Below are 13,898 nucleotides of genomic sequence, written 5' to 3' on the forward strand. Positions count from 1 at the left end.
GCTTACGTTGCAGCGCAGGAGAAAGCGCTTGCTGTCCTGGTTGCACCTCGGGGTCGGCCTGCGCACCCGCCGTCCCGGAGGAGTGCTGAACCCGCCCATGCCCCGCCCGCCTCACTCCCCCCGCTCCGCGGCCCCGTTCACCGGCCGGCGCATCCGGGCCGCCGTCGTCGGCACCGGCGCCATCGCGCGCGGTTCCCATCTGCCCGCACTGGCCCGACTCGCGCGGGAGGGCGAGACGGAGGTCGTCGCCGCCGTCGACATCGACCAGGACGCCGTCGAGGCGTTCCGTGCCGAGGCCGGCATCCCGCACGCCTACACCGACCTCGACCGGATGCTGGCCGAGCAGCGGCCCGACCTGGTCACCATCTGCACCCCGCCCACCCTGCACCGTGCCCAGAGCGTGGCCGCGCTCCGCGCCGGCGCCTGGGTGTGGTGCGAGAAGCCTCCGGTGCCCTCGCTCGCCGACTTCGACGCGATCGAGGCGGAGGAGGGGGAGGGCGGCCCGTACGCGGCGATCGTCTTCCAGCACCGTTTCGGCTCCGGCGCCCGGCATGTGCGCCGGCTGCTCGCCGAAGGGGCCCTGGGGCGGCCGCTGGTGGCGCACTGCCAGACCACCTGGTACCGGGACACCGCCTACTACGCCGTGCCCTGGCGGGGCCGCTGGCACACCGAGGGCGGCGGCCCCGCCATGGGGCACGGCATCCACCAGATGGATCTGCTGCTGGACCTGCTCGGGCCGTGGAGCGAGGTGCGGGCCATGGCCGGCCGGCTGGTGCACGACGTGGAGACCGAGGACGTCTCCACCGCGCTCGTCCGCTTCGGGAGCGGCGCCCTCGCCACCGTCGTCAACAGCGTGCTCAGCCCCGACGAGGTCAGCCGCATCCGGATCGACTGCGCACGCGCCACCGTCGAACTGACCCACCTCTACGGGCACGCGAACGACAACTGGCGCATCACCCCGGCCCCGGACGTGTCGGCCGGACAGGCCGCCGCCTGGCGGGACTTCGGCCCGGACGTGCCCAGCTCCCACCTGGCACAGCTGCGCGAGCTGGTCGCGAGCATGCGGGCGGGCGAGCGGCCGCGCAGCAGCGGCGCGGACGGGCGCACCAGCCTGGAGCTGATCACCGCGCTGTACCGGTCGGCCTTCACCGACAGGACCGTCCGGGCGGGCGAGATCGGGCCGGGCGACCCGTACTACACCGCCCTGCACGGTGACGCGCCCGGCTGGGCGCCGGTGGCGGCCGAGGAGGTCCCGGCATGAGCGGCGACCTCGACGGCCTGCGTCTCGTGCACGCCCACGGGGACCGGATCACCGTGACCGAACCGGCGCGCGGTGTCGAGCTGCTCGCCTACGTCTACCGGGCCGAAGCCGCCTGGGAGGCACCCAGGCCCTACCTCCACCCGGTACGCACCCTCGCCGGTGGCATCGTCACCGGCTACCGCCCGCACGACCACCGCTGGCACAAGGGCCTGTCGCTCACCGCCTCGCACCTGTCCGGAGCGAACCTGTGGGGCGGCAACACCTATGTGCACGGGCAGGGGTACCTCGAACTCCCCGAGCGGGTGGGCTCCATGCGGCACGCCGGCTTCGACGAGGTCTCGGCGGCCGACGGCCGCGCGGTGATCGCCGAGCGGCTGACCTGGCACCCGTACGACGGCGAGCTGTGGGCCGAGGAGGAGCGGCGGATCGAGGTCCACGACGTCGAGCCGGCCTCCGGTTCCTGGGCGCTCACCTGGACCAGTGCCATCACCAACCGGCGTGCGGAACCGCTCGTCTTCGGCAGCCCGACCACCGCAGGGCGCGAACTGGCGGGCTACACCGGCCTGTTCTGGCGCGGCCCGCGCGCCTTCCGGGAGGGGCGGATCACCGGACCCGAGCGGGAGGGGCCCGGACTGATGGGGGCGCGGGCGCCCTGGCTCGCGTACTGCGGCGAGCACGACGGCGCCGACGGCCACGCCACCCTCGTCTTCGCGCACGCCCCCGAGAACGACCACTGCGGTGCCGGCGGGACCCGTCCGGCCCACTGGTTCGTCCGCAACGAGCCGTTCGCCGCCGTCGCCCCCTCCTGGTCCTTCTTCGAGGAGCTGGAACTCGCGCCCGGCGACACGCTCCGCCGCCGCTACCGGGTCGTCGTGGCGGACGGGGCCTGGCGGCGGGAGGACGTCGTCACGTATCTGGACACACATCCGTGGTGAGCGCCGGGGGGTTCCCGGGCCTGCCGGGCGGGGTCGCGGTCTCGCGGCTGTGCGTGTACGACTGGCCCGCCGCGGGCGGCGTGCGTGGCGGCACTCCCCATCTGCACCTGGCCTGCTCGGAGGCGTATGTCGTCACCGGCGGCCGGGGTGCGGTGCAGACGCTCACGGCGTCCGGGTACGCGGTCACCCCGCTCGTGCCCGGCACGGTCGCCTGGTTCACCCCGGGCACCGTCCACCGCCTGGTGAACGAGGGCGACCTGCGCATCACCGTCCTCATGCAGAACGGCGGGCTGCCCGAGGCCGGGGACGCGGTGCTCACGCTCCCGCCGGAGTATCTCGCCGACCCGGCGGTGTACGCCGCCGCGACCGTCGTCCCGGCCGACGCTCCGGAAGCGGAGCGGGAGCGGTTCGCCCGCGCCCGACGGGATCTCGCCCTGGAGGGCTACCGGGCGCTGCGCGCGGCCTCCGGCCCGGAGGCGCTGGCCGCCTTCCACCGGGCCGCCGCCGCGCTCGTCCGGCCCCGGATCGCCGGCTGGCGGGAGCGCTGGCAGCGGGGGGCGCTGGCGGCAGCCGAGGCCACCGGACGGCAGCTGGACCGGCTCGCGGCGGGGGACCCGGCCCACCTCGCCGAGGCCGTCGTACGGGCCGAACGACCCGTCGAGGAGGGCCGGTTCGGCATGTGCGGGCGGCTCGACGTGTACCGGCAGGGGCAGTAGGCGGGTACCGGCAGGGGAGGCGGGGGACTCTCGTCAGGCCGCCGTCGGTCCCGAGACCGTCCAGCCCGGGGCCTGGGGGTGGGCCGTCAGGTCCTCGTGGCGCACGGGGTCGCCGCAGGCCCGGCAGGTGACCACCGGTACCAGTTCGTTGCCGCAGGCGTGCTCGACGACCATCGGGAGGTCGGCGCCCTTGCGGAGATGGCGGTCGCCCCACTCCTTGAGGGTCATCAGGACCGGCTCCAGCTCCAGGCCCGCCTGGGTGGGCCGGTACTCGAAGCGCTGCGGGCGTTCGCTGTAGACCCGCTTGGCCAGGATCCCGGCGTCCACGAGCCGGCGCAGCCGGGCGGCCAGGATGTCGCGGGGGGCGCCGATGTTGCGCACCAGCTGGTCGAAGCGGCCGTTGCCCAGGCACACCTCCCGCAGGACGAGCAGGGAGTACTTCTCGCCGACCAGCGTGAGGGCGTCGGCGATCGAGCAGGGGCGCGGGTCCTTCGTGGCGGCCATACGGCCAGTCTAGAGGAGGGTTTGATTTTCCAACTCATGGAGCTATGGTGAGTTTGGATTTCCTACTCACTGGTAGCTGCCGTAGCCCGCTACGGGTAGCCAGGCGGCCAAGGAGGCCCGCACCATGCGCGACGCAGTCATCGTCGAAGCCGTACGCACCCCCCTCGGCAAGGGCAAGCCGAACGGCTCCCTCGCCCATGTCCACCCCGTGCAGCTCCTCGCGCACACCCTGCGCACGCTGGTCGAGCGCTCCGGCGTCGACCCGGCGCTGATCGACGACGTCATCGGCGGCACCGTCGACCAGGTCGGCGAGCAGGCCATGAACACCACCCGGTACGCGCTTCTCGCGGCCGGCTACCCGGAGACGGTCCCGGCGACCACCGTGGACCGCCAGTGCGGCTCCTCCCAGCAGGCCGTGCACTTCGCCGCGCAGGGCGTCATCTCGGGCGCGTACGACCTGGTCGTCGCGTGCGGGGTGGAGTCGATGAGCCGGGTGCCGATGTGGTCCAACGTGCCCGAGGGCAAGGACCCGTTCGGGCCCGGAGTCGCCGAGCGCTACCCGGAGGGCCTCGTCCCGCAGGGCATCAGCGCCGAGCTGATCGCCGCCAAGTGGTCCCTCACCCGCGCGCGGATGGACGAGTTCGCCGTCTCCTCGCACCACAAGGCGGCCGCCGCGTGGGACGCCGGTCTGTTCGACGCCGAGGTCGCGCCGCTGGACGGCGTCTCGCGCGACGAGTGCGTACGGCCGGGCAGCACCCCGGAGATCCTCGCCGGCCTCAAGCCCGCCTACTACGACCCCGGCTTCGCCGAGCGCTTCCCGCAGATCGAGTGGAACGTCACCGCGGGCAACGCCAGCCCCGTCAACGACGGCGCCTCCGCCGTCCTGATCACCTCCAGCGAGACCGCGGCCCGCCTCGGCCTGCGCCCGCTGGCCCGTCTGCACAGCTTCGCCGTCACCGGCTCCGACCCGCTGCTGATGCTCACCGGCGTGATCCCGGCGACGGAGAAGGTGCTGGGCAGGGCCGGTCTGAGCCTCGCCGACATGGACCTGTTCGAGATCAACGAGGCCTTCTCCAGCGTGGTCCTCGCCTGGCAGCAGGAGACCGGCGCCGACCTCGCCAAGGTCAACGTGCACGGCGGCGCCATCGCCCTCGGCCACCCGCTCGGTGCCAGCGGCACCCGGCTGACCACCACCCTGGTCCACGCGATGCGCGAGCGAGGCGCCCGCTACGCCCTGCAGACCATGTGCGAGGCCGGCGGACTGGCCAACGCGATGATCCTGGAAGGGGTCTGACCGGGCCTCGGACGATCAGCGGCCGCGCAGGTGGTGGCGCTTTCGCCAGGCCACCACCATGCCCGCGAGCGCCGGCGCGGCGATGCAGGCCATCGCGATCAGGAAGGCGGGGGACGTCGGCGAGGAGGCGCGGGCGCCGGCGACCGCGTAGGCGGCCGTGTTCGGGATGGAACCGAGGGCCGTGGCCAGCAGGAACGGCAGCCAGCCCATACGGGAGACGGCCGCGCAGTAGTTCGCCGCCCAGAACGGCACCCCGGGAAAGAGCCGGGCCGCCAGCATGGACCGGAACCCGTGCCGGCTGAGCTGTCCGTCGGCCGCCTTCAGCCAGCGGCCCCGCAGCAGCGGGCGCAGCGCGTCCTGCCCGAGGAGGCGGCCCAGCCCGAAGGCCAGTCCCGCCCCCAGCACCGTGCCCGCCAGCGCCGTCGTCAGCCCCAGCTGCGAGCCGAACAGCGCGCCCGCCGCCAGGTTCAGCAAGGGGCGCGGTACGAACGCCACCGTGCACAGCCCGTACGCCGCCGCGAACACGACGGCCGCCGCGGCACCGCCGAGCTGCGGCGGCCAGCCCTGGGTCAGCAGCCGCTGCGGCTCGAACAGCAGCACCCCCGCGGCACCGCCCGCGAGCAGGGCGAACAGCAGGGACAGCCGGGCGTACGGGGACAGCAACGCGCGCGTGCAGCGGGCGGCCGGCCCCACACGGGCCAGGGGCGGTACGGGAACGGCGAACTCCGTGGCGGCGGCCCGGGGAGAGGCCGCGGCGGTGCCAGAGCGGTTGGCATCGAGCATCCGGTGACATTAACCGACGAACGCGTGTGATCGCCGTCAAGTCTGTCCCCTCCCCGTCACAGCACGGAGGGGGCACGCACGGAACGCCGGGGCAGTGAAGGGTCCGGGCACCCGTGGCGCCCGGACCGTGCCTCACGCGGCGAGAGCGTGACCGGGGTGCAGTACGACCTTGGTGTAGCCCTCGACCCGTTTGTCGAACTTCTCGTACGCCTGCGGTGCCTGGTCCAGCGGCAACTCGTGGGAGACCACGAAGCTGGGCTTGGCGCGCCCGGCGATGATCATGTCGCGCAACTGGCGGTTGTACCGCTTGACGTTGCACTGACCGGTGCCCATCTGCTGGCCCTTCTCGAACATCTTGCCGATGGAGACCAGCAGCTGGCCGTGCTTGGCGTGCTCGTCGGGACCGCCGGGGTCCGAGGGCACGTACAGACCCGGTACGCCGAGCATGCCGGTCGGGCGTACCGTCTGGACGAGTTCGTTGAGGACGATGGCGGGTTCCTCGTGGCTGGCGTCGTGTGCCTGGGCCTGGTAGCCGACGGCGTCGACGCCCTTGTCGGTTCCCTCACCTCCGGTCTGTTCCTTGATCTGCTCCGCCGGGTCTCCCTTGGTGAAGTCGATGGGGATGGCCCCGATCTCCTCGGCCTTGGCGAGCCGCTCGGGCACGCGGTCCACCGAGAAGACCTTCGCCGCACCGCGCAGCAGCGCGGAGTAGGCGGCCATCAGCCCCACCGGGCCGGCCCCGTAGACGGCCACGGACTCGCCGGGGGACACCTGGGCGAGTTCGCAACCGTGGTAGCCGGTCGGGAAGATGTCGGCAAGGAGCACGAAGTCGGTCTCGAACTCCTCGCCCGGGGGCAGCTTCAGGCAGTTGAAGTCGGCGTACGGTACGCGCAGCAATTCGGCCTGACCGCCCTTGTAGGGGCCCATCGCCACGTATCCGTAGGCGCCGCCTGCGAATCCGGGATTGACCGTCAGGCAGAAGCCGGTCTTCCCCGCAAGGCAGTTCTTGCAGAATCCGCAGGCGACATTGAAGGGCATCACCACGCGGTCACCCTCGGACAGGGAGGTCACGCCGCTGCCGACCTCCTCGATGATGCCGAGGTTCTCGTGCCCGAAGACGATGCCCGACTCGGCCGCCGTGCGGCCCTCGTACATGTGCAGGTCGGAGCCGCATATAGCGGTCGACGTGACCCGTACGAGCACATCGTTGGGATGCTGTATCTGAGGGTCCTGGACGTCCCTCACCACCACACTGAAAGGCTCTTCGTAGACGACGGCTTTCACGTCTGTCACCTCCGCGTCGAGCGCTAATTCCAGGTAACGCCCGTGCAAAAGGCACTGCAACCGTGAACACATGTTCGACGCGAAGGGTCTCCGGGACCTCCCTCCCGACAGTAGGGTTCGTGCCATGACCGCCACTGGCGCGGCCCCGCCGGACGTGCCGCGCAGCGCCCTCGCCGACACCGTGCTGGAACGGCTGACGGCCACCTACGGGGCCGCCGCCGATCCCGGGCGGGCCGCCGCGATGCGCGCCTACATGAAGGACGTCGCGCCCTTCCTCGGCATCCCCACCCCCGCCCGCCGCGCCCTGTCGCGCACCGTGCTGGCCGGCACCCCGCGTCCCGGCGAGGCCGACTGCACCGCGATCGCCCTGCGCTGCTGGCAGCTGCCCGAGCGGGAGTACCACTACTTCGCCGTCGATCTTCTGCGCCGGTACGCGGACCGTTGTTCCCCGGGCCTCCTCCCGGTGGCCCGGTACCTCGTCACCACCGTCCCCTGGTGGGACACCGTCGACCTGCTCGCGGCGCACGTCGTCGGGACCCTGGTCGCCGCCGACCCGAAGCTCACCGCCGACATGGACGCCTGGATCAACGACGGCGACCTGTGGGTGGTGCGGACGGCCCTGCTCCACCAGCTGACCTACAAGGAACGCACCGACGCCGACCGGCTGTTCGCCCACTGCCTGGTCCAGTCCGGGCACCCGGGCTTCTTCGTCCGCAAGGCGATCGGCTGGGCCCTGCGCGAGTACGCCAAGACCGACCCGGAGGCCGTACGGGCCTTCATGGCGCGGGAGCGGGAGCGGGGGCGGTTCGCCCCGCTGACCGTGCGGGAGGCGCTGAAGAACATCGGCGCCTGACCTCGTCCCGCCGGGAAAAACCATTCGACGCCGGACAAACCGTCGGCGATGATCGACGCCATGTTCCGGTACGCCTTCCTCCTCGCAGCATCCGCCGTCGCGGATGCCCCGAAGGCTGCCGTCCCGATCCTCGAGGCCGCTGTCGACGGCGCCCGAAGCTGACCCTCCCCGGACCGTCCGGCGGACCCCGCAGGGGGAGGGTCGGCCAGTCCCTTGGGTCCCGCATTCCCGTACGACCGGAGAGGCTCCGAGGTACAGCCATGTCGAAAACGGCCTACGTGCGCACCAAGCCGCACCTGAACATCGGCACCATGGGTCACGTCGACCACGGCAAGACCACCCTGACCGCCGCCATCACCAAGGTGCTCGCCGAGCGCGGCACCGGCACCTTCGTCCCCTTCGACCGCATCGACCGCGCCCCGGAGGAGGCCGCCCGCGGCATCACCATCAACATCGCGCACGTCGAGTACGAGACCGACACCCGGCACTACGCCCACGTCGACATGCCGGGCCACGCCGACTACGTCAAGAACATGGTCACCGGCGCCGCGCAGCTCGACGGGGCGATCCTCGTCGTCTCCGCGCTCGACGGGATCATGCCGCAGACCGCCGAGCACGTGCTGCTCGCCCGGCAGGTCGGCGTCGACCACATCGTCGTCGCCCTGAACAAGGCCGACGGCACGGGGGACGAGGAACTCGTCGACCTGGTCGAGCTGGAGGTCCGCGACCTGCTCACCGCTCAGGGGTATCCGGGCGACGCCGTGCCCGTCGTCCGGGTCTCCGGGCTGAAGGCGCTCGAGGGCGACCCGCGCTGGACGGCGTCCGTCGAGGCACTGCTGGACGCGGTGGACACCTACGTGCCGATGCCCGAGCGGTATCTGGACGCGCCGTTCCTGCTGCCGGTGGAGAACGTGCTCACCATCACCGGGCGGGGCACGGTGGTCACCGGTGCCGTGGAGCGCGGGACGCTCCGCCTGGGCGACCGGGTGGCGGTGCTCGGCGCGGACGTCGAGACCGTGGTCACCGGTCTCGAGACGTTCGGCAAGCCGATGGAGGAGGCACAGGCCGGGGACAACGTGGCCGTGCTGCTGCGGGGTGTGCCGCGGGACGCGGTCCGGCGGGGCCATGTCGTGGCGGCGCCGGGGAGCGTGGTGCCCGCCCGGCGGTTCTCGGCGCGGGTGTATGTGCTGTCGGCTCGGGAGGGGGGTCGTACGACACCGGTCGCCACCGGGTACCGGCCGCAGTTCTACATCCGCACGGCGGACGTGGTCGGTGACGTCGACCTCGGCGCGACGGCGGTCGCCCGGCCCGGCGAGACGGTGGAGATGACGGTCGAGCTGGGGCGTGAGGTGCCGTTGGAGCCGGGGCTCGGGTTCGCCGTCCGCGAGGGCGGGAGGACCGTGGGAGCGGGGACGGTGACCGCCGTGGCCCGAGGCTGACGTGCGTGGGGGCCGCGGGGCCGGTGGGGGCCGGTCGCGCGGTCCCCCCCACCGTGGCCGGGATCACGCGCCGCACAATGAAGGGGTGAACGAATCGATACCCGTCACCCGGACCACCGACCACGGCACCGCCAAGCTGATGCCGGACGTCGACCGGGAGCGGGCCTGGCTGCTCACGGTCGACGGGGCGCCGCAGTCGTACGTCGACCTGGACGATCCCGCGTATCTGGAGTTCGAGTACGCGCGGCGGCTCGGGCACGTCCTGGACGTCGTGGCCGAGGCCGGGCGGGCGGTGGACGTGGTGCACCTCGGCGGGGGCGCGCTGACGCTGCCCCGGTACGTGGCGGCCACCCGGCCCGGTTCGCGACAGGACGTCGTCGAGGCCGACCGGGGGCTGCTGGAGCTGGTCGCCGAGTACCTGCCGCTGCCGGAGGGCGCGGGCGTCGCGCTGCACGCCGCCGACGCCCGGGCCTGGCTGGAGGCGGCTCCGGACGACCACGCCGACGTACTGATCGCCGACGTGTTCGGCGGGTCCCGGGTGCCGGCGCACCTGACCACGCTCGCCTACGCGCGGGAGACCGAGCGGGTCCTGCGACCGGGCGGCGTCTATCTGGCCAACCTCGCGGACGCGGCACCCTTCGGCTTTCTGCGGTCTCAACTGGCCACGTTCGCAGCCGTCTTCGAGGAACTGGCGCTGATCGCCGAACCGGGTGTGCTGCGCGGCCGGCGGTTCGGCAACGCGGTGCTCGTCGCCGCGCACCGGCCCCTGGACGTCGCCGCGCTGGCCCGCCGGGCGGCGGCGGACGCCTTTCCGGCCCGAGTGGAACACGGCGCGGGCGTACGGGAGTTCACCGGATCGGCGCGGCCGGTCGAGGACGCCGACGCGGTACCGTCACCCGAGCCCCCCGACGGGGCGTTCGGCATCGGCTGACGCCGCCGGCCTCAGAATTGCCTCACGAGCACCAGTCGTGGTTCTCCGGCGCCGAAGTAGTCGTCCTCCACGGCCACCTGGCTGAACCCCGCCTTCGCGTACACCCGTCGGGCGACCTCGTTCGCGGGATGCACGGTGACCCGCATGTTCTTGGCTCCCGCCTCAGCGCACAGGTCCGCGACCGTGGTCATCAAGACGTCACCCAGTCCGTGCCCGCGGTGGCCCACGCGGACTCCCAGGCCGAGCAGCCACGCCGTCTCGCACCTCGGCTCGAGCGCCACCATGGCGTAGCCGCACAGCCCTTCGGCGGCCGTGGGACCGTCGATCACGAGGAAGTGCGCGCCGTGCACGTCGAACCACTGCCGGAGGACGAAGTACGGGTACGCGAGTTCTCCGAAGATCTCCTGGTCCAGTGCGTACAGATCGGGCAGGTCGTCGGGTTTCGCCCGCCGCGGCCGTGAGCTTGCGGGAGGGCGAATGGACTCGTTCAAGGTCTCCTCCTGAGAAGTACCGCCGCGATGAGGTGTCGCAGTGGGCCTGACGCCAGGGAGCGTCCCGTCACAGCAGACGTCTCGCAAGGGCCGCGATCTCCGGCGCGTCATGATCGCGCAGCAGTTCCCGCAGCCCGCTCAGGGCTCGATCGTGCTCATGCACGGCGAGACCGATCCGGGCCGCCGTCGCCTCCCAGCGCACTTCGTCGTCCAGTGCGTCGACCAGCAGCTCCAGACCCCGCCGCCCGTCGAAACGCTGGTGCAGCGAGGCCTGCAGTGCCGGCCAGCGGGTGATGATCTCCGCGAGCAGCACCAGGTGACGGGCCCGCACGATCGTCGCCTCCGGATCCGAGAGCGGTTCCACCGTGTCCAGCATCCGTGCATACAGTTGCCATACGTTGAGCAGCCGCTTGGCTTCACGGATCGAGCGCCCCGGCTGTGCGCTCAGCCGCCGGCGGATGAGGGCGAGTACCCGGGGGTGTTGCTCCAGAGCGCGCCAAGAGGTGGTCTCCACCGGGCGCCGAGGCCGCGCGGTTCGCGGGGGCGGGGGCCCGCCGGTCGGGGAAACCGCGGGCGTGGTACCACCGGGTCGCGCCACCGGAGGTCGCACGGCAGAGGAAGCGGCGGCCGGCGATCCCGGAGGTACGGCTGCGGGACCGGTGTCCGGTCCCCGTGGGCTCGTCGGGGCCCGCGTGGACGCCTCGACGAAATGGCGGAGGCCTTCGTCACCGACTTCGGGGACACGGACGGGCAGCTGGACGAGCTTGCGCAGGTAGGCCCACCCGACCGAAGGGTCGTCACCGTGTGGTGCCGTGGCCTCGGCACCGAGGGATTCCAGTTCCCGGTTCACGTGTGAGGCGACGACGACCGGATCGAGCCCGAGGACGAAACAGCCGTGCATGCCACCGTCCGCGGTGAGGCCGGAGAGGAAGAGGTTGATCGCCTGGAACACCTGCGCGGTGGTGTCGGAATGGCACCGGTCCAGGTCGTCCACGAACACCACCAGGTCGTACCCGAGACGACGCAGGTCGGCGAGCAACTCGTGGATGTCGTGCTGATGCAGGTACAGCGAACCGGCGGTGGCCCGGTACAGCGGGTCGGCCGGTCCCGTCGCCCCGTCCCCGGGCCCCTGGACAGCGGTTCCGGGAGACAGCGGCCCGTCGAACAAAGCCGTGCCGATGTACGCCGACACGGGAGAGCGGAAGTACCGCACCAGCGTGTGGACGATGCCCGTCAGCGCGACCAGCGTGGAGACGGCCAGAGCCAGGGCCGCTCCGCTGACCGGATGGCCCAGCAGGTGGAAGCCGTGGTCTTCACCGAGGAGAGCGATGCCCAACTGGGCGACCAGGGCGATCAGCCAGACCCCGAACACCGGGGAGATGATCCGTCTGCGGATCGCGAGCAGGAGGGCGTACCGGTCGACCTTGCGTATGTTGCGGGTGAACCAGTACCGCGTCCGCCGCAGTTCGGTGGGGTACAGGACCGGAGCGGCCGCGTCGATGATCGCTTCGGTGAGGCCCGCCCACACCTGACCGCCCGACTGGTGCGACCAGGGATTGAACCAGGCCGTCACCACGCCCCGGGGCGCGGCGGTCGGCGGCGGTCGGCGGGGTGCCGTCTCTCGCCGGCTCTCCCGGATCAGGCGTATCGCCTGCCGTACCGTCAGCTGCGATCGCGAGGGGCCCCTGGACGGCCGACCGTCGGTGACGGTCGGCAGCCTGCTCCGGATCAGTTGCATCAGGGTGCTCTTCCCGCATCCCCACGGGCCTTCCACGGTGACGACGACCGGCCCTTGACCGGCCTCTTCCGCCCGGTATATCTGGCGCACCAGCGAGTCGACGAGGGCCTCGCGCCCCAGGAGGTCCCGGTCGGCAGGCGCATCCGTGAGTCCCCACAGAGTGATCGAGCCGACCTCGACGCTGCGGATGGCCAGGCCGCGTTCGGGATCCCACAGCCGGATCGTGGCGTCGTAACTGGCGGACGCGAGGAGCCTGCGTCCCCGGGCGGTCTCCCAGGTGGCCAGGGCCCACACCCACAGCGTGTGTCCGGTCAAGGGCGGGACGACCTGTGAGCCGGTGTCGGGATTCCATACGACGACGGTGCCGTCGCCGCACGCGACGGCCACCCGCGCACCGTCCGGCCCCACCCAGCTGGCCAGGGCGCGCCCGCCGCCACTGTGTCCGTGCAGCCGCGATTCGAGCGGCGCCGCGGTGTCCGCGTCCCAGATGTGCACGGTGCCCTCGTCGCCCACCGCGGCCAGACGGGTCCTTCCGTCCGGGGGCGTCCAGCAGGTGACCGCCCAGAGCCTGTCCCGGTGGGCCGCGAGCGCCTCGCCCACCTGCTCCCCGCGGTCGGGCTCCCAGATGCGAATGGTGCCGTCGTAGCCGACGGAGGCCAACCGCGTCGCTCCCGTCGGGCTGTGCCAGACGGTCATCGCGAGAACGCCCCCGTCATGACCGGTCATGGAAGCCGGTGCGGCAGGTTCCCCGGTGTCCGGGTCCCACACGCGAATGCTGCCGTCATAGCCTCCCGAGGCCACTCGAGGGCCGTTCGGGCCGACCCAGGAGGTCAGGGCCAGGACGCCGCCCGGGTGCCCGCCGTCGGCCGCGGCGACGGAGGTCTGTGCGGTGGTGTCCCAGATGCGGATGCTGCCGTCGTAGCTCCCCGAGACCAGGCGGGTCGTGCCCTCCGGTCCGGCGACGGTGACCACGGAGCGCAGCCAGCCGGTATGACCGATCAGCGGCGGCCCCTGCATGCGACTGGTCTCCGGGTCCCAGATGCGCACCGCGCCGTCGGAGCTTGCGGAGGCGAGCCGGGCCGCGCCGTCCGGCTCGGTCCACGCCGCGAGCGAGGTGATGCCCGCGTTGTGGCCGCGCAGGGGAGCGCCGATGGCGCGCCCGGTCCCCGGATCCCAGGTCCGTATGGTGCCGTCATCACTGGCGGAGGCGAGCCGGACGGCGCCGTCGGGGGCGGTCCAGCAGGTCAGGGCCGCGACTCCCGCGGTGTGACCGGTCATGGGCGACCCGGCGGGCCGGCCCGTCTCCAGGTCCCAGACCAGCACGGTGCGGTCATAGTTGGCCGAGGCGAGCAGAAGGCCGCCGCCCGGTCCCCGGAACGCGGCCAGGGCGAGAACCCAGCCCGCGTTGCCGACCAGGGGTTCACCGATACGTGCGCCGGTCACGGGGTCCCATAAGCGGATGGCGCCCTCGTTGCCCGCCGAGGCTATCCGGACCGATCCGTCGGCGTGGAGGCATGCGGTCAGTGCCATGACCCGGCCGGGGTGCGGGGCCTCGGCGATCTGCTGTCCCGTCACCGGGTCCCAGACGCGGATGGTTCCGTCGTCTCCGGCGGATGCCAGTCGGCGGTCGCCGCCCGGGTCCGTCCAGCTGGTGAGTGCCCATACGCCC

12 protein-coding genes are annotated in these 13,898 nt (G+C 72.5%); 7 read left to right on the forward strand and 5 right to left on the reverse strand.

The window, feature by feature from the left end; translation table 11 throughout:
• Positions 1–97 precede the first annotated feature (97 nt).
• Genes ACZ5CW_RS10535 through ACZ5CW_RS10545 form a run of 3 tightly spaced genes read left to right on the forward strand, consistent with a single transcriptional unit; the run spans position 98 to position 2,912 of the window.
• Complete coding sequence (locus tag ACZ5CW_RS10535; protein ID WP_468599910.1) at positions 98–1,261, forward strand: Gfo/Idh/MocA family protein; 1,164 nt, start codon at positions 98–100, stop codon at positions 1,259–1,261.
• Positions 1,258–2,196: a DUF6807 domain-containing protein gene (locus ACZ5CW_RS10540; RefSeq protein ID WP_468599911.1), complete on the forward strand. Its 939-nt coding sequence runs from the start codon at positions 1,258–1,260 to the stop codon at positions 2,194–2,196. Before ACZ5CW_RS10535 ends, ACZ5CW_RS10540 begins: the two co-directional genes overlap by 4 nt.
• On the forward strand, positions 2,190–2,912 hold the full coding sequence (locus ACZ5CW_RS10545) for a cupin domain-containing protein (protein ID WP_468599912.1): 723 nt from the start codon (positions 2,190–2,192) through the stop codon (positions 2,910–2,912). The genes ACZ5CW_RS10540 and ACZ5CW_RS10545 overlap by 7 nt, the downstream gene beginning before the upstream one ends.
• A gap of 33 nt (positions 2,913–2,945) precedes the next feature.
• On the opposite strand, the gene ACZ5CW_RS10550 is transcribed toward ACZ5CW_RS10545, so the two are convergent.
• Positions 2,946–3,416 (reverse strand): winged helix-turn-helix transcriptional regulator, encoded by a 471-nt coding sequence (locus ACZ5CW_RS10550; protein ID WP_468599913.1) that lies wholly within the window; start codon positions 3,414–3,416, stop codon positions 2,946–2,948.
• A gap of 124 nt (positions 3,417–3,540) precedes the next feature.
• On the opposite strand from ACZ5CW_RS10550, the gene ACZ5CW_RS10555 reads away from it, so the two are divergent.
• Positions 3,541–4,710, forward strand: coding sequence for a thiolase family protein (locus ACZ5CW_RS10555; protein ID WP_468599914.1), 1,170 nt, complete (start codon positions 3,541–3,543; stop codon positions 4,708–4,710).
• A gap of 15 nt (positions 4,711–4,725) precedes the next feature.
• On the opposite strand, the gene ACZ5CW_RS10560 is transcribed toward ACZ5CW_RS10555, so the two are convergent.
• Positions 4,726–5,493: a TVP38/TMEM64 family protein gene (locus ACZ5CW_RS10560; protein WP_468599915.1), complete on the reverse strand. Its 768-nt coding sequence runs from the start codon at positions 5,491–5,493 to the stop codon at positions 4,726–4,728.
• 132 nt (positions 5,494–5,625) lie between these two features.
• Complete coding sequence (locus ACZ5CW_RS10565) at positions 5,626–6,777, reverse strand: glutathione-independent formaldehyde dehydrogenase (protein WP_468599916.1); 1,152 nt, start codon at positions 6,775–6,777, stop codon at positions 5,626–5,628.
• A 124-nt stretch (positions 6,778–6,901) separates the two neighbouring features.
• On the opposite strand from ACZ5CW_RS10565, the gene ACZ5CW_RS10570 reads away from it, so the two are divergent.
• From ACZ5CW_RS10570 to ACZ5CW_RS10580, 3 genes are all read left to right on the forward strand, one after another.
• Positions 6,902–7,630, forward strand: a complete 729-nt coding sequence (locus tag ACZ5CW_RS10570; RefSeq protein WP_468599917.1) for a DNA alkylation repair protein — start codon at positions 6,902–6,904, stop codon at positions 7,628–7,630.
• 260 nt (positions 7,631–7,890) lie between these two features.
• A complete protein-coding gene (tuf, locus tag ACZ5CW_RS10575) occupies positions 7,891–9,069 on the forward strand; it encodes an elongation factor Tu (protein WP_468599918.1) in 1,179 nt (392 codons plus the stop codon).
• Positions 9,070–9,154: 85 nt separating this feature from the next.
• Complete coding sequence (locus ACZ5CW_RS10580; protein WP_468599919.1) at positions 9,155–10,000, forward strand: spermidine synthase; 846 nt, start codon at positions 9,155–9,157, stop codon at positions 9,998–10,000.
• An 11-nt stretch (positions 10,001–10,011) separates the two neighbouring features.
• Here the strand turns inward: ACZ5CW_RS10580 and ACZ5CW_RS10585 are convergent, their stop codons facing one another.
• Together ACZ5CW_RS10585 and ACZ5CW_RS10590 are read right to left on the reverse strand one after the other, a co-directional pair.
• Positions 10,012–10,491: a GNAT family N-acetyltransferase gene (locus tag ACZ5CW_RS10585; RefSeq protein WP_468599920.1), complete on the reverse strand. Its 480-nt coding sequence runs from the start codon at positions 10,489–10,491 to the stop codon at positions 10,012–10,014.
• 67 nt (positions 10,492–10,558) lie between these two features.
• Positions 10,559–13,898, reverse strand: a 3,340-nt coding sequence (locus tag ACZ5CW_RS10590; RefSeq protein WP_468599921.1) for a P-loop NTPase fold protein, incomplete at its 5' end; no start/stop codon positions are given.

Source organism: Streptomyces sp. NPDC031379 (genome assembly GCF_055569615.1).

Bases quoted from the DNA above. Each gene is read 5' to 3' on its own strand.
- ACZ5CW_RS10535 (WP_468599910.1), top strand. From the start codon at position 98: ATGCCCCGCCCGCCTCACTCCCCCCGCTCCGCGGCCCCGTTCACCGGC.
- ACZ5CW_RS10540 (WP_468599911.1), top strand. From the start codon at position 1,258: ATGAGCGGCGACCTCGACGGCCTGCGTCTCGTGCACGCCCACGGGGAC.
- ACZ5CW_RS10550 (WP_468599913.1), bottom strand. From the start codon at position 3,416: ATGGCCGCCACGAAGGACCCGCGCCCCTGCTCGATCGCCGACGCCCTC.
- ACZ5CW_RS10555 (WP_468599914.1), top strand. From the start codon at position 3,541: ATGCGCGACGCAGTCATCGTCGAAGCCGTACGCACCCCCCTCGGCAAG.
- ACZ5CW_RS10560 (WP_468599915.1), bottom strand. From the start codon at position 5,493: ATGCTCGATGCCAACCGCTCTGGCACCGCCGCGGCCTCTCCCCGGGCC.
- ACZ5CW_RS10570 (WP_468599917.1), top strand. From the start codon at position 6,902: ATGACCGCCACTGGCGCGGCCCCGCCGGACGTGCCGCGCAGCGCCCTC.
- tuf (WP_468599918.1), top strand. From the start codon at position 7,891: ATGTCGAAAACGGCCTACGTGCGCACCAAGCCGCACCTGAACATCGGC.